Source organism: Cobetia marina (assembly GCF_001720485.1).
Taxonomy (GTDB): Bacteria; Pseudomonadota; Gammaproteobacteria; order Pseudomonadales; family Halomonadaceae; genus Cobetia; species Cobetia marina.
In genome coordinates this window covers 2,195,506-2,211,579 of record NZ_CP017114.1, presented here as the reverse complement: position 1 = coordinate 2,211,579, position 16,074 = coordinate 2,195,506, and the positions used below count along the sequence as shown (strand labels likewise).

Annotated in this window: 12 protein-coding genes; 2 read left to right on the top strand and 10 right to left on the bottom strand. The window is 61.2% G+C overall.

Going from position 1 to position 16,074, the window contains the following annotated elements:
• Window positions 1-94: 94 nt before the first annotated feature.
• The 10 genes from BFX80_RS09385 to can form a co-directional block, all read right to left on the bottom strand.
• The gene (locus BFX80_RS09385) at window positions 95-1,261 is read right to left on the bottom strand and encodes a dicarboxylate/amino acid:cation symporter (protein WP_084208688.1); all 1,167 of its coding nucleotides are present in this window, start codon (window positions 1,259-1,261) and stop codon (window positions 95-97) included.
• Between the two features lie 243 nt (window positions 1,262-1,504).
• Window positions 1,505-2,563, bottom strand: coding sequence for a hydrolase (locus tag BFX80_RS09380; RefSeq protein WP_077376448.1), 1,059 nt, complete (start codon window positions 2,561-2,563; stop codon window positions 1,505-1,507).
• A gap of 188 nt (window positions 2,564-2,751) precedes the next feature.
• On the bottom strand, window positions 2,752-4,116 hold the full coding sequence (gene pepQ / locus BFX80_RS09375; RefSeq protein ID WP_084208687.1) for a Xaa-Pro dipeptidase: 1,365 nt from the start codon (window positions 4,114-4,116) through the stop codon (window positions 2,752-2,754).
• A 53-nt stretch (window positions 4,117-4,169) separates the two neighbouring features.
• Window positions 4,170-5,096, bottom strand: coding sequence for a LysR family transcriptional regulator (locus tag BFX80_RS09370; protein WP_077376443.1), 927 nt, complete (start codon window positions 5,094-5,096; stop codon window positions 4,170-4,172).
• Between the two features lie 379 nt (window positions 5,097-5,475).
• Entirely contained in the window at window positions 5,476-6,543 is a 1,068-nt protein-coding gene (locus tag BFX80_RS09365) for an ABC transporter ATP-binding protein (protein ID WP_077376441.1), read from the bottom strand.
• The gene (locus tag BFX80_RS09360) at window positions 6,540-7,571 is read right to left on the bottom strand and encodes an ABC transporter ATP-binding protein (RefSeq protein WP_084208686.1); all 1,032 of its coding nucleotides are present in this window, start codon (window positions 7,569-7,571) and stop codon (window positions 6,540-6,542) included. The genes BFX80_RS09365 and BFX80_RS09360 overlap by 4 nt, the downstream gene beginning before the upstream one ends.
• Window positions 7,572-7,591: 20 nt before the next feature.
• Window positions 7,592-8,572 carry an ABC transporter permease gene (locus BFX80_RS09355; RefSeq protein WP_077376435.1) on the bottom strand — a complete coding sequence of 327 codons (981 nt, stop codon included), beginning with the start codon at window positions 8,570-8,572 and terminating at the stop codon, window positions 7,592-7,594.
• On the bottom strand, window positions 8,569-9,615 hold the full coding sequence (locus BFX80_RS09350) for an ABC transporter permease (protein WP_077376432.1): 1,047 nt from the start codon (window positions 9,613-9,615) through the stop codon (window positions 8,569-8,571). Before BFX80_RS09350 ends, BFX80_RS09355 begins: the two co-directional genes overlap by 4 nt.
• A 324-nt stretch (window positions 9,616-9,939) precedes the next feature.
• Window positions 9,940-11,535, bottom strand: a complete 1,596-nt coding sequence (locus BFX80_RS09345; RefSeq protein WP_084208685.1) for an ABC transporter substrate-binding protein — start codon at window positions 11,533-11,535, stop codon at window positions 9,940-9,942.
• A gap of 735 nt (window positions 11,536-12,270) precedes the next feature.
• Complete coding sequence (gene can / locus BFX80_RS09340) at window positions 12,271-12,927, bottom strand: carbonate dehydratase (RefSeq protein WP_084208684.1); 657 nt, start codon at window positions 12,925-12,927, stop codon at window positions 12,271-12,273.
• Between the two features lie 278 nt (window positions 12,928-13,205).
• On the opposite strand from can, the gene gorA reads away from it, so the two are divergent.
• Window positions 13,206-14,594 (top strand): glutathione-disulfide reductase, encoded by a 1,389-nt coding sequence (gene gorA / locus BFX80_RS09335; RefSeq protein ID WP_240499522.1) that lies wholly within the window; start codon window positions 13,206-13,208, stop codon window positions 14,592-14,594.
• 406 nt (window positions 14,595-15,000) lie between these two features.
• Window positions 15,001-15,984 carry a TAXI family TRAP transporter solute-binding subunit gene (locus BFX80_RS09330; RefSeq protein ID WP_217622094.1) on the top strand — a complete coding sequence of 328 codons (984 nt, stop codon included), beginning with the start codon at window positions 15,001-15,003 and terminating at the stop codon, window positions 15,982-15,984.
• The last annotated feature ends 90 nt before the right edge of the window (window positions 15,985-16,074 follow it).

Genomic DNA, 16,074 nt, shown 5'->3' with positions numbered 1-16,074 from the left:
GGATTCCAGTCGGTCATGGCGTCAGCCAGCACCGATGTCACCGGGCAGGCTGCCTGGCCTTCTGCTTGAGGCGATGCCGCCTGTCGTCTCGGCTTCAGCGATACCGCTGGCGATCCTGTTCGGCTTCGGCGAAGCGATCGATCCACTGTACCAGCGCGCCGTCACCCGCCACATTGCAGGCCGTGCCGAAGCTGTCCTGCGCCAGATAGAGCGCCATCATCAGGCCGACGGCGGCAGCATCGAACCCCAGCAGACTCTGGAGCACTCCGACCGATGTCATCGCGGCGCCGCCAGGCGAGCCCGGCGCGGCGATGATGGTAACCCCGAGTGCGGCAATGAACGGCAACAACGACATCAGGTCGGGCTGTGGCAATGCCGGTGTCACCAGGATGACACCGATGGCGCAGATGGTCAGCGTGATGGCGCTGCCACACATGTGGATCGTGGCAAGCAGCGGAATGGCAAAGCTCGAGACCGAGGGCGAGATATGATTCAGACGCGTCTGGCGCACGGTCACGGGGATCGTCGCGGCGGATGACATGGTGCCGGCGGCAGTGAAGTAGGCCGGCAACATGTTGCGTAGCGCCACCAGCGGTGCACGGCCGGTACTCATGCCACTGGCGAGGTAGAGAAGACTCAGCCACAGCCAGTGCAGGGTCAGCGCGAGAATCAGGATCATGCCGAAGCTTTTCAGCGTGTTGGCCACCGTGCCGGCGATGGTCATCTCGCAGAAGAGTCCGGCGATATAGAAGGGCAGTGCCGGTATCAGTGCCTTGGCGATGAAGCGCTCGACGATGTCACGACCACCGTCGGCAAGATTGCGCAGGCCATCATGGCCGGTGGCGGAGATACCGATCCCGAACAGGAAAGCCGTGACCAGTGCGGTGCTGATATCGGTCAAGGGGGGGATGTCCAGCGCGAAATAAGGTTGGAGCACCATCGGGTGACTGGCGGGCATCTGGGTGTGGCTCACGATATGTGGCACCAGTTCGAGACCCACCACCGCCGACATCAATCCGGCCAGCGTGGTAGAGGCATATGCCAGCACCATGGTCAGTGCCAGCAGCCGCCCGGAGGAGCGCTCGAGACGTGCGATGCCGCTCATGATGAAGAACAGGATGATCAACGGGATGGCATACTCCAGCAGCTCGCCGAACAGCACCTTGAAGGTGAGCAGGCTGCGCACGAGGATGTCCGGGGCCCACTGACCCAGCAGTACACCGGCGACGATGCCGAGTACCAGACGAAAAATGAGGTTCATTATCAGACCAATAGCCTAGGTATCAGGCGCGCAGTCTACCATCCTCATGGCATCGCGACAGTGCAATCCTTCTTCTCTCTATATACCGTTATCTTGTCTGTGTTTCCTTTTACAGCAATGACGGCGTCTTCGGGCCGGAAGACGTCTGTGAATCTGACCTGCGAAGGTCTCCGCGTGCTCGCCCCACGATACAGGGCAGCAGTCACGCGGCAGGTGCTCGAACGAGGCAGTAGGCAACGTCAGTTACAGCGTTTCCTGCTGAACACTGTGACGCTGACGGGAGTGTGACAATGCTGACCAATCCGTGAGCTGGCGCGTGATTCTGCGTGCCAGCCAGGACGACAGGCGACCGCGCCGCCACTCGATGAAGCCGACATGCCCGCCGCGTTCGCTCAACTCGATCCGCACCGCTTCAGAGGGCTGCGGGAAGCGCGAGAACAGATCACGAGGCATGAAGGGATCGTCCAGCGACTGCAATATCAGGGTCGGTAGCTCGATGTCTCGCAACAGCCGGCCGGCCGAGGCGCGGGAGTAGTAGTCACTGGCCGAGGAAAACCCATGCAAGGGCGCCGTGACTTCGTTGTCATAGGCCCAGAAGCTGTTCAACTGCGTCAGCTGGTGCGCACCGATGGAGATGGGCAGCGGCCCGTTGGCCAGCTTGGCGGCCACCTTGGCTTTCATGCTCTTGAGCAGATGTCGCTGATAGAGTCGCGAGCTGCCCTGATTCAGCACGTCGGAGCTTGCCGCGAGATCCAGTGGTGCGCTGATCGCGATCGCCCCGGCGAGGTCCAGCCCATCTCCGCCTTGTTCCGCCACCAGCTTGAGCAGCATGTTGGCCCCGAGAGATACGCCACAGGCCACCTTGAGGGCATGAGGGTAACGCCTGCCCATCTCCCCCAGAACCCAGTAGGCATCCGCCGTGTCACCACTGTGGTAGGCCCGCGGCAGTCGGTTGGGCGATTGCCCGCACCCCCGGAAATGCATCAGCACGGGCCGCCACCCCAGACGCGCTGCCGCATTGAGCAGATCCCGAGCGTAGGGTGACTCCAGATTGCCTTCCAGGCCATGGAACAGCACGAACAGCGGGGCGTCATCGGACAGTTCAACTTCCCGTTCGCGACGGCTGTTGCCATCACTGGTCACCCAGGATAGCTCGACGAAATCACCGTCCGGCAGGTTGAGTATCTCGGTGCGGCGAGACAGCGGGGCGCGAGGCAGCAGGCGGGGCAGCAAGGTCTGGACATGGCGATTGCGCAACCCCAGAGCGGGCCGGAACTCGGAGGTGAAGATCGAATGAGGCATGACGCTGACTCCAGAGACAGGAAATCCCGAGCAGGGGCATCGCGCGCCACATGCCAGGATTTCCTGACTTCCATTCAGTGATTCTTTACGTCTGATACCAGGACTGGCTGCATCATTTCATTATCCATCGGTCACTGCTAGTTGCACTGCAGCATGATGCGCCGTCGTCGGTCAGGTCACTGCGCTGCTCACAATCCGGTGTCGGGGCTGCGCGTCAGGTTCTCGGCGCCATCGGCGGTGATGACCAGATTGTCCTCGATTCTGACACCGCCATGAGGCGCCAGGGCGTCTACCAGTGACCAGTTGATCGCCTTGCCCCGTGCATCGCTGCGCAGTGGCTCGAGAAGCATGGGAATGATGTAGCACCCCGGCTCGATGGTGATGGCCATGCCAGTCTCGAGTACGCGGGTCAGGCGCAGCATCGGGTGACCTTCCGGAGGGTGACGCACCTCACCGCTGGTGTGATCCGGAATTCGACCCGCGACATCATGCACCTGAAGTCCCAGCAGGTGCCCGAGACCATGCGGACAGAAGGCGGCGGTGATGCCTTGTGCGACCTGCTCCTCGGCAGGCAGGGAAACCACGCCCAGTTCACGCAGCAGCTCCCCCAGCTCACGATGCATTTCCAGGTGAAGCTCGACGTAATCGACCCCGGGCGCCAGTCTGGCGATCAGGCGCTTCTGGAGTGCCTCCACGCCCTCGATGAGTGAGCGGTAAAGGGGCAGCGCGTCATCACCCGCCCAGCTGCGGGTGATATCGGAGGCATAGCCGTGCACGCTGGCACCGGCATCCACCAGCAGGCTGCGGCGGGAATCAGGCGTCTTCAGGCCATAGTGCTGGTAATGCAGTACCGCGGCATGTTCGTTGAGGCCGACGATATTGCCGTAGGGCACATCGGATTCGCGTTGGCGGGACGCGCCGAGATATGCCAGCTGGATATCGAGTTCCGCACCGCCCTCCATGAAGGTCCGCCGGGCAGCCAGGTGGCCACGGGCAGCGCGCAGGCTGGCCTCTCTCAGACAGGCGATCTCGAATTCGCTCTTGCAGACGCGCCCCTCGTCCAGCTGACGGACAAGCCCGAGCGGATTGGGCAGCGCCTCAAGCTCGCTGACCACCTCCGGCTGAAGCTCGGCGATCTCACCCACCAGCGCCACGCGGCCCTCGGGACGCTCCGGCAGTGTCGGCTTGCGCAGATGCACGATCTCGAAGCACGCAGCCCAGGGGGCGATGTCAGGTGTCGGCAATGTGGGCGACAGGTGCCAGAAATCATCAGGGGCATACAGATAGAGCGTTGGACGCTCACCCGGACGAACCAGCAGCCAGCTATCGCTCAGGCCTGCCATCGGCACCCAGTGAAGGAAGTGAGCATGGGACTTGAAGCTGGCATCCTGGTCATCGGCGAAATGCCGTTTCGGCTTGCCGCTATGCAGCACGATGGCGTCCAGATCATGCTGTTGCATGGCAAGCTCATAGCGCGCCTGCAGCGCCGCCAGATGCGCGCGATGTGCCTCGGCATGGGTCAGTGCGGGGTCATTCAGGCGAGGTTCGAACATCTGTCTTCCTTATGTCAATGTGGTTCAGAGCTGCGCTGTCGCCGGCGAGTCCTTCAGGTCAGTCCGCCGGACTCCGGTGGCTTGCCAAGCCGCGACCATAGCTCACTGACGCTGGCGTGACGTGGCTCTCGCGGGCGATAGAGTCGAATATGCAGTGGCAGATCCCAGCGTTCATCTCCGGCGCGCACCAGCTGCCCGCTGGCCATCTCCGCGGCCGCCAGACGCTGTGGCAACCAGCCGATGCCGTAGCCCTGCAGCACCAGTGCCTTGATGTTGGCTGCCTGGATGTTCTCGTTCATGGTCACCAGGTGTGCCTGGACGGGCACCTGAGCCAGGTGAGCCGTCAATGAGGTCGCGATGACGGCGCGGGGGTGAGGGCTGATGAACGGCAAGGGATTGCGACGCGTGCCCGGCAGGGGGTGAAGCGGGCTGCCATCCGCCTGGGGCGCGCATAGCGGAATGAAGCACTCCTCACCGACTACCAGGTATTGATAACTGTCCAGCTCAAAGCCGAGGTCCACACGTGCCTGAGGCCAGTAACACATGGCCAGATCACACTCGCCGCGATCCAGACCATGAAAGTAATCCGCCGCCAGCCAGCCCGTCGCACGCAGATAGGGAAACACCTGCTCCCGCAGCTGGTGCTGATCCAGCCATTCGGGCAGGAAATGTGATACCAGCGATTGCGGCGCACCGAGCGAGATCTTGCTGGCCTGCTGCTGGGCCATGTCCTGCAGACGTTCACGCGTGATGCGTACCCGCTCGGTAATCTGCTCGCACAGCTGGAGAAACTCATCCCCGGCAGGGGTGAGTGACAGTGGCAAGGTCTGGCGATTGATCAATGTGGTGCCCATCTCCTCTTCCAGCAGTTTGATACGGCGAGAAAAGGTGGGCTGAGAGACATTCTGTGCATCGGCTGCCCGTGAAAAGTGACGGGTCTGAGCCAGAACGATGAAGTCTTCGAGCCAGCGTATTTCCATGGATTCGGTGTGCCTCGTCGGCCTGTCAACAGGCCATGTCAGGAGGTCGGGCGCACATCTCTGCGGACGTGTCACACCAGGGTATCTTGCGGGGAGGTCAATGGCGCCATGCCCGGCAGCGTTCATCGTGACGATTCGCTACCGGGCGGATTGACCCCTTGGTCAATATCGGATCTGCGAGATGTTGCCCTAGACCGAGAGTGGGATGCAATCGTCGATCCGTCGATGTCGACCCGAAAGTCCACGCCAGGCATGTCATCAGACGACAAGGCAGTCGGCTTGCGCCGGCTGCCTTGGACATCGCCATCCGTGCCCCGAGGGCCGGGCCCTGAGGCACGGGGCGACTCACCACGGAGTGGCATCTGGGCAGGTGTCCTGCTCAGTCGATTCTGCCTTCCTCGACGGCATGGCAGGCCACCTGACCACCCTCGATGGCGATCAAGCGCGGGATCTCCCGACGGCAGCGTTCATTGGCATGCGGGCAGCGGCCATGGAAGACGCAGCCCGATGGCAGATTCACCGGGGTCGGCACCTCACCCTCCAGGCGGATGTGATTGGGCTTGTCATCATGCAGGCGCGGTATCGCCGACATCAGTGCCTGGGTGTAGGGATGTCTGGGGCGAGCGAACAACGAGCGAGTGTCCGCCAGCTCACACAGGGTCCCCAGGTACATCACGGCGACACGTGTCCCGAAGTGCTCTACCACGGCAAGATCATGGGTGATGAACAGGTAGGTCAGATCCCGCTGTTCCTGCGCATCCATCATCAGATTGAGCACCTGAGCCTGAATCGAGACATCCAGTGCCGAGATCGGCTCATCGGCGACGATGAACTCGGGGTCCACCGCCAGTGCGCGGGCAATCGAGATGCGCTGGCGCTGGCCACCGGAGAACTCGTGGGCATAGCGCTTGCCCCAATCCGGGTCGATCCCCACCGAGCGCATCACTTCCTCGATCTTGTCGCGGATCTCACCATCCTTCAGTGTCGGCTGGTGGAAGCGCAGCGGCTCCTCCAGCGTCTGCTGGATGGTCATGCGGGGATTGAGCGACGCATAGGGGTTCTGGAAGATCATCTGCATGCGACGGCGATAGGGCAGCAGGTCCCTGGGTGCCATGTCATCGATACGTGTCCCGTCGAACCGTATCTCCCCGCCACTGGGCTTGAGCAGCCCCATCACGGTACGTGCGACCGTCGACTTGCCACAGCCGGACTCGCCGACGACACACAACGCCTCGCCCCGCTTGACGTCGAGAGTGACGCCATTGATGGCATGCACGTACTCCTGCTTGCGCCGCAGGCGTCCCTTCTCGAAGGTCAGCTGTTCGAGGAAGTCACCGGACAGCGAGAAACGTTTCTCGAGATCGCGGATCTCGACCAGGGTGTCGCCGAGCGCGGCACTTGTCCCGCTGGCGAGACGCTCCTCTGGTGTGAGAATGGCCTGACTCATGCGTTCACCTCCGTTCGGGGAGCCTGGGAGGCATCGGTGACGATCGGGGTCCACGACTCTCCTTTCACCATCGCCTGCACCATGTGGCAGGCCACCTTGCAATTGCCGGATGCCACGAAGGCGGGCACCTGCTCATGACAGACATCCGCCGCGAAATCACAGCGCGGATTGAAGGCGCAGCCAGCCGGAATCTTGGTCAGCGTGGGCATCGAGCCGCGAATCTGATTCAGGCGACTACCGGGCGTGGCCATCTGGGGCAGGGCGTTGATCAGCCCCTGGGTATAGGGGGGCTGAGCATCATTGATGATCTCGCGGGTCGGGCCCTGCTCGATCACGCGGCCGGCATACATCACCAGGGTGCGCTGGGTCACCTGGCTGACGACACCCAGGTCGTGGGTGATCAGGATCAGCCCGACATTGTGCTTCTCGCACAGCAGCAACAGCAGCTCCATGATCTCGGCCTGGATGGTCACATCCAGTGCGGTGGTCGGCTCATCGGCGACGATGATGTCCGGGTCCAGCAGCAACGCGATGGCGATGATGATGCGCTGACGCATGCCACCGGACAGCTCATGCGGGTACTGATCAAGACGCTTTTCCGGTGAGGGAATGAAGACCTGATTGAGCTTGTGCAGGGCGATGGCACGCGCATCCTTGCTGGAGATGCGGCGGTGCGCCTTCAAGCACTCGATCATCTGTTCGCCGATGGTCAGCACCGGATTCAGCGTCATCATCGGGTCCTGGAAGATCATCGAGATGCGATTGCCGCGAATCGATTGCATCGCCTTGGGCTTCATGGTGTTGAGCACTTCGCCATCGAATTTGATCTCGCCGCCGGCGATGTAGCCGGGCTTGGCGATCAGATTCAGGATGGTGAAGGCGGCGACCGACTTGCCGGCCCCCGACTCGCCCACGATGCCCAGGCGTTCGCCACGTTCCAGCGTGAAACTGACGTCGCGCAGGGCGCGGACCTCGCCGCCTCGCATGGCGAAGCGGACATCGAGGTGGTTGACTTCAAGTAATGCCATTGTCTTGATTCCTCGCGGCTTCAGCCCTTGTAGAGGCGGGGGTTCATCACGTCACGCAGCCAGTCGCCCAGCAGATTGATCACCAGTACCAGCAGAATCAGCACGCCACCGGGAATCAGCGTGATCCACCAGCTGCCTGACTGCAGATAGTCGAAGCCGGATTTGATCAGTGAGCCCAGTGACGGCTGGGTTTCCGGCATGCCGAGGCCGAGGAAGGACAGCGCCGCCTCCGAGATGATCGCGTTGGCGATCTGCACGGTGGAGATGACGAAGATCGGCGACAGGGTATTGGGCAGAATATGGCGGAACATGATGCGGCGGGAGCGGAAGCCCATCACCCGTGCGGCATCGACATATTCCTTGCTCTTCTCCGCCAGCACGGACGCCCTGACGGTACGCGCATACTGGGGCCATTCCGCCAGCCCGATGATCAGGATCAGCAGGATCAGCGCATAGTCCGAGAAGGCGGCGCCACCGAAGGTCGCCTTGATGATGGCACCCACCACGATGGCCACCATCAGGGTCGAGAACGACAGCTGGATATCGGCCATGCGCATCAGGAAGGCATCGACACGTCCCCCCAGATAGCCCGCCAGCAGCCCGAAGGTCACGCCGAGCAACGCCTGCAGAATCACGGCACCGAAGCCGATCAGCAGCGACACGCGCGTGCCGTACAGAATGGTGGAGAGCAGATCTCGCCCCTGGGCATCGGTGCCCAGCAGGAAGGCCGGATCACCACCCGCCATCCACGCCGGCGGAAGCTCCGAGTTCATGATGTCGATGGTGGCCAGGTCATAGGGGTCCGCCGGGGCGATCCACGGGGCGAGAAAGGCCCCGAGCACCATGGCGATGAAGACCAGCAGGCAGGCCTGGGCCATCCAGTCACGCTTGAAGCTGTAGACCAGATAGGACTCACGGAAGCGCTGCCAGCGTCCGGGAACCGCGATGGAGCTGGTCTTCGGAGTGACGGGCGTATGGGTCTCGGAAGTGGAATGGCTCATGCCGATTTCCCCGCAAGCTTGACGGTGGGGTTGACCAGACCGTAGATCAGGTCGACGAGCGTATTGGTGATCACGAAGATCACGCCGACCATCATCAGGTAGGCCACGATCAGCGGAATGTCGGAGCGGGTGATGGCCTCGAGGAACATCAGGCCCATGCCCGGCCACTGGAAGACGGTCTCGGTCAGGATGGTGTAGGCCACCATGGTGCCGATCTGCACGCCGCCGACGGTGATCACCGGCAGCATGGTGTTCTTCAGTGCGTGCAGGAAGTAGATGCGCTTGAGGCCGATCCCCTTGGCACGTGCGAACTTGATGTAGTCCGACTGCAGGACCTCCATCATCTCGGCGCGAATCAGGCGGATGAACAGCGGCAGCATGATCGAGGCCAGCGAGATGGCCGGCAGTACCAGATGCCAGAGGCCATCGGCGGTGAAGAAGCCGCTGGACCAGGGGCCTGCCACATGGACCAGCTCACCCCGCCCGTAGGAAGGCATGCCGCCATCGGTGGAGAGCATGCCGTTCAGCACACTGCCCCAGGGGGTATCACCGGGGAACCAGTCCACCGTGACGCCGATCGCGAACAGCTGGATCAACACGATGGCGGTCAGGAACACCGGCACCGAGATCCCGATGATCGAGGTGCCCATGAACAGGCGTGACAGCCAGTTGCGTGGGCGGATCGCCGCGAACACGCCGATGGGGGCAGAGAGCAGGATGATGATCAGGCTCGAGGCCATCACCAGTTCCAGCGTGGCGGGCAGGTGCTTGAGAATCACCTCGGTCGCTGGCTGCTTGTAGAAATACGAGGTGCCGAGATCCCCTTGCAGGGCATTGCCGGCAAAACGCAGATATTGGGTGATGAAGGGGTCGTTGAGCCCCATTTCATCGCGCATGACTTCACGCTGGGCTTCTGACACGGCCTGGCCGGTCATCTCGCGCAGCGGGTCGCCCAGGTTGTCCTGAATGGCGAAGCTGATGATGCTGATCACGAACATGACCAGTACGGCGTGCATCAGGCGTTTGATCAGAAAGGCAATCATGGATCGCCACCTTCCTCGTGAACATCACGGTCTCGCGCGCGGCGGCCTGGTCTGGCTGGCCAATCGCGCTGGGTGTCAGGAGTCCCGCCTGTCGCTGGCCTGTCATCGGGCACAGGCTCCCCAACCCATCACCGAGAGGCGATGACCAAGGGGAAGGAACAGGCGGGGGTAAGTCGTCGCCTTCAGCCAAGCAGGGCAACCAGAGAGCTCACGTTGCCTATCTCCGGTTGCCTGACTTGCCTGTCGCGAGGGGTGCGTGGCCAGGAACATGACACTGGACGATGCAAGACGGTTCAGTGCCTGTCACTCACTCACGGCGTGGGATCAGTCCTGGTCGATGACCAGATCACCCAGGTACGGGAAGTTCATCACGTTGAGGACCGGCTCGATGTTGACGCCATCACGCGCGCCCCAGGCAAGGTTCTGCCAGTGCAGCGGCACGAAGCCGGCATCGTCGTAGACGGCTTTCTCGGCAGCCTGCAACATCTTGGCGCGCTTCTCGGTGTCGGTCTCCAGGTTGGCCTCGGTGACCATCTTGTCGACGTCCGGGTTGCAGTAGTTGCCGGAATTGTACTGACCGACACCGCTGTCGGCATCCGGGCAGAAGGTCAGGAATTCGAAGAAGTTGGCGCTGTCTTCGGTATCCGAGTGCCAGCCGATCATCATCATGTCGGCCGCACGTGCATCATATTCCGGCCAGTACTGGGCCTTGGGCAGGGTCTTGAGATCTACCGTAATGTTGATCTTGGCCAGCATCGAGGCGACGGCCTGAGCGATCTTGGCGTCGTTCACATAGCGGTTGTTGGGCGCCATCATGCTGATCTCGAAGCCATCCTCGTAACCGGCTTCCTTCATCAGCTCCTTGGCCTTGGCCACGTCATAGCGCGGTGTCAGCTCAGGATTGTGGCCCTGATAGCCATCCGGCGACATCTGGGCGGCGGGGGTCGCGAAGCCCTTCATCAGCTTCTGGGCGATGCCTTCCTGATTGATGGCGTAGTTGACCGCCTGACGGACACGCTTGTCCTTGAAGGCTTCGACACGTTCCTGGTTCATCTGGAAGGTGATGATGCGGGTGCCGCCCATCTCGACCAGGTGCACGCCATCCTGCTTGCGGATGCGTTCCAGATCGGTCGGCGGTACCGGCGCGATGAAGTCCATGTCGCCGGAGAGCAGCGCCGCGACACGGGTGGCGTTTTCCTTGATCGGCGTCAGCACGATGTCGTCGACATTGCCCGGGGATTCGGTATCCCAGTAATCCTCGAAGCGTTCGAAGCTGATCTTCACGCCCTGCTGACGGTCAGTGACCTTGTAGGGGCCGGTACCGGACTCGTTGCGTGAGGCGAAGGTGTTGGCGGCCTTGGCGATCTCATCCTTGGCCTTGCCGTCTTCGGTCTCGCCGGAATAGAACTTGCTGTCCATCGGGAAGATGTAGGTCGCGGCATTCAGCACCAGCGGGAAGGGCTTGTCGGTTACCAGATCCACGGTGTAGTCATCCACTGCCTTGACGTCAGTGAACGGTGCGAAGATGGCCTTGAAGTCAGCACTCTTCTTGAGGCGCTCGATGGTCCAGACCACATCCTTGGCGGAGAAGTCATTGCCGGAATGGAACTTGACGCCTTCGCGCAGATGGAAGCGCATGGTGTTGTCATCGACACGCTCCCAGCTCTTGGCCAGACGGCCATCGAAGCCCAGGTCCTTGTTCCAGCGAATCAGCGGGTCATAGACCATGTGCGACAGCTGCAGAGTGCCGCCGGAGAGTTGCTCGTGGATATCGAGCGTGACCGGGTCTGCGTCGTAGGCCATGCGCAAGGTGACATCTTCGGCCAGGGCTGGTGTCGCCATGGCCAATGTCGCGCTGCCGATCAGCGCGCACAGGGTCTTCTTTTGGAAGAGGGACTGGAAGGCATTCTGACGGGTCATGAGCTTCCCTTTGCTTGTGATGTTTGGTTGTTCTTGTGGCTCTCTTCGCATTGTCTCCCTCAGGGCGACACGCAAGGATGCGCTTTCACAGTAGTGAGACACGCCGCACAGAGACAATCGAAATGTTGACTAGCCAGATTCAGGCCGTGAATAGCGGTGTCGACAAAAGCGCAACACACACGTTGCTGGTGCATCACGAGGCAAGGGCGTCTTGCATGGCGTTCGTTGGACGATGGCAAGTGTCGTTCAGGACGGTTGGTTAAGTCTCTTGCCGGCGTCACGTGGGGAGAGCGTGAGTGGTGATGGCATCCCGACAAAGGCGGTTGAAGGGATATTCTTATTCAATTCAATGGCTTGATGGCGATATGCATCCTGGCTCATCGAAAGGTGGCAAGAGAGCCACGCCATCGTGTCCTCTCGCGAGTCGGGCAGACGACGGAGCCTGTCTTGCGGAGATGACGGCGGGGAAATTCTTGACGAGGCGGTGTTCCCGGACGAGGAATCCGAGATTGCCTGGAAGGAAACGATGAGGTGCACCGTTCTGGTGCGAGGCTTGATTCGCGACTAAGGTCTAGTCGTTGTGCGCAGTCTCGCGGGCGTCATACACCCGAAATCAACGCTGCAACGTGACACGCCTCCCGAAAGGAAGGCGTGTGGGTGGCGCACCGCTGACGAGCCGAGAAGCCTCAGGCGTGGAGGCAGAGCAGGGTGCGCCTGCTCACTTACTCATTTCACTTACTCATTGCTGCCGGCGACAGGCGTCAGGCGATCAACCCGATAGAGGTTCGGCACCTGGGAGAGACCGCTGATGGTGCACTCCAGGTTGTTGACGCGACCATCCGAGAGGCCATAGACCCAACCATGGATCTGCAGATTCTGACCGCGCTCCCAGGCACGCTGGAGGATCTTGGTGCGCGCCAGGTTCTGTACCTGAGAACGCGCATTCAGCTCACACATGCGGTCGACCTGTTCGTCCAGCGGCAAGTCCTTGAGCTCGGCGTGATGCAGGTTGTAGAGCTCGCGCAGACTGTGCAGCCAGTAGTCCACCATGCCGTTGTCCCCGCCGGTGATGGCAGCGCGTACACCACCACAACCGTAATGGCCGACGATCATGATGTGCTCGACCTTGAGGACATCCACGGCGTACTGGATCACTGACAACGCATTCATGTCGTTGTAGTGAATCAGGTTGGCGACGTTGCGGTGAACGAAGACTTCACCCGGCGGGAGATCGATGATCTGGTTGGCGGGGACGCGTGAGTCGGAACAGCCGATCCACAGATAGTCCGGATTCTGCTGGTCGGAGAGTCGCTTGAAGAAGTCAGGATCACGCTCGGTCATGGACTCGGCCCAGACCTTGTTCTGCTCCAACAGCTTTTCAATATTGCTCATGGCGAGGGGACCACTTATCAGGATGACGGGGCAGGGGAAGATGTTGTACAGACATGCTTGCCGCCGCCAGGCCCTCTGCAATGCAATATGTCAACATCGCAGGCCATCGTGAGCGGCGCATGTTGTAACTTTTGTCTAACATCATTGGTATTTTTACCGCGCGATGACCTGCAGGGTCAACCAGCAGTCACGATGGCGGATGACCGCGGCCCACGTCATGGGGCTGCCGAGGGGCATGACTCCTGATACCATGTGGCCAATTCATCAAGGAGATTCCCGTGTCCGATCAGACCCAACAGCCTGTGACAGGCCAGTTTGACTTCGACCTGTTCGTCATTGGCGCCGGTTCCGGCGGTGTGCGTGCAGCGCGTACTGCCGCAGCCACCGGTGCACGCGTTGCCGTCGCGGAAGATCGCTATCTCGGCGGCACCTGCGTCAACGTGGGTTGCGTGCCGAAGAAGCTCTACTCCTATGCGGCTCACTACCATGATTCCTTCAAGGACAGCGCAGGTTTCGGTTGGAACATCGGCGAGGCTCCCCGGTTTGACTGGGCCACTCTGCGAGATCGCAAGACCGCCGAGATCACGCGCCTGAACGGCATCTACCGCAACATGCTCAACAACTCCGGCACCACGCTGATCGACGGCCGTGCCACGATCGCCGATGCCAACACCGTCGAAGTCAACGGCAAGCGCTATACCGCCGCGAAGATTCTGGTGGCCACCGGTGGCTGGCCTTTCCTGCCGGACTTCCCGGGCCGTGAGCATGCGCTGGACTCCAACCGCATCTTCGATCTCGAGCAGTTCCCCAAGCGCTTCTTCGTCATTGGCGGCGGCTACATCGCCGTCGAGTTCGCCAGCATCTTCAATGGCCTGGGAGCCGAGGCGCATCTGAGCTATCGCGGCGAGCTGTTCCTGCGGGGCTTTGACGATGAAGTGCGTGCCTTCACGCGTGACGAGATGGTCAAGAAGGGCGTCAACCTGCACTTCAACACCACCGTGCAGTCCATCGACAAGCAGGGCGATGTCTATCAGGTCAGCCTCAGCGATGGCCAGGTGCTGGAAGTCGACTGCATTCTCGCCGCGACCGGTCGCAAGCCGAACATCGATGGTCTCGGGCTCGAGAATGTCGATGTCGAGCTGAATGCCGACGGTACCGTGCGCGTCAATGAGCGCTTCGAGACCACCACGCCTTCCATCCTGGCACTCGGTGACATCACCGGCGGGCCGGAACTCACGCCGGTTGCGCTGGAAGAGGCCATGCATCTGGTTCGCGCACACTTCGGTGATGGCGTGGTCGGTGGCCTGGATTACGACACCATCGCGACGGCGGTGTTCTGTCACCCCAACATCGGCACCGTCGGCCTCAGCGAGGAAGCGGCGCGCGAGAAGTTCGACAGCATCCGTGTCTACACCGCCGATTTCCGCCCGATGAAGCACACGCTGTCCGGCAGTGACGAGCGCAGTCTGATGAAGCTGATCGTCGATGATGCAACCGACAAGGTCGTCGGCGTCCACATGGTGGGGGATGAGGCAGGCGAGATCATGCAGGGCATCGGCATTGCCGTACGTGCTGGCTTGACCAAGACCGACTTCGACCTGACGGTCGGTATCCACCCGACCGCTGCCGAAGAATTCGTGACCATGCGCAGCGTGACCCGCACTTGACGCCCCATGCAGGCGACGGTGAGGAAGCTCTGGGCTATTCCATGGGCAGCGTTACCATTCGTTGACACTCGTCAGCGATCGCCAGCTTGAAAAAACGCCTCGCGGCATCACCGCGGGGCGTTTTTTTATGCGCGAAGGGCGCTTGACCAGTGAATTTCTTGTCTGCCAGTTCAGGTCACCACATGATCTTGCCAGCGCATACACCTTTCGTAGCATAAAGCTTTTCCGTTACGTACCAGAGACATCAGCTATGCTAATCTCATCTCAGCGTCGAGCATCCACAAGTTGCTGAAATATCAACCTTGTCATGCAATGCGGTGATCAGGTTGTCACCTTCGCAGTATTCAGCCGGGATGCAAGACGGCAACACCAATAACAAGCCAGCAAAGGGAGTTTCAAGATGACCATGATCAAGAAGTCGTTGACAGCGGCGGTCGCGACCGCAGGTCTTGGCCTGATGGGGATCTCCGGTGGCGCCAGCGCCGCGGAGCAGACCTTCGTGACCATCGGCACCGGCGGTGTCACCGGCGTCTACTATCCGGCCGGTGGTGCCATCTGCCGCCTCGTGAATCGTGGCAAGGCGGAACACGGCATTCGTTGCAGCGTCGAGTCCACGGGTGGTTCAGGCTACAACCTGAACAGCATTCGTACCGGTGAGCTGGACATGGGCGTCGCTCAGTCAGATGCCCACTACAACGCCTATGAAGGCGAGGGTGACTTCGCGGACTTCGGCCCCAACAAGGAACTGCGCTCCCTGTTCTCCCTGCACCCGGAACCGTTCACCGTCGTTGCCCGCAAGGACAGTGGCGTGACCGAGTTCGATCAGCTGGAAGGCAAGCGCATGAACATCGGCAACCCGGGTTCCGGTCAGCGCTCCACCATCGACACCCTGCTGTCTTCCCAGGACAAGGACACCAGCGTCTACTCGGTGGCATCCGAGCTCAAGGCTTCTGAGATGTCCTCCGCGCTGTGCGACAACAAGATCGACGGCTACGTCTATGTCGTGGGTCACCCGTCCGGTTCCATCAAGGAAGCCACCACCACCTGTGACGCGACTCTGGTCAACGTCACCGGCGACGCGGTCACCAAGCTGGTCGACGAGAAGCCGTACTTCTCGGTCGCCACCATCCCGGGCGGCATGTATCGCGGTAACGACGACGACGTCACCACCTTCGGGGTGCGCGCCACCATCGTGTCCAGCACCGAAGTGGAAGATCGTGTCGCCTACGAGGTGGTCAAGGCCGTGTTCGACAACTTCGATCAGTTCCAGCGTCTGCACCCGGCCTTCCAGGTGCTGAACAAGGAAGAGATGGTCAGTGCATCGCTGACAGCTCCGCTGCACGATGGCGCCAAGCAGTACTACAAGGAAGCGGGCCTGCTGAGCGAGTGATGCGGTTGACTCGCTTGCCTGTCGCAGGCTGATCAGGCTTCACCACGGAGACCGCACATGTTGCGGTCTCCGTGCTTGTGCAGGAACCGT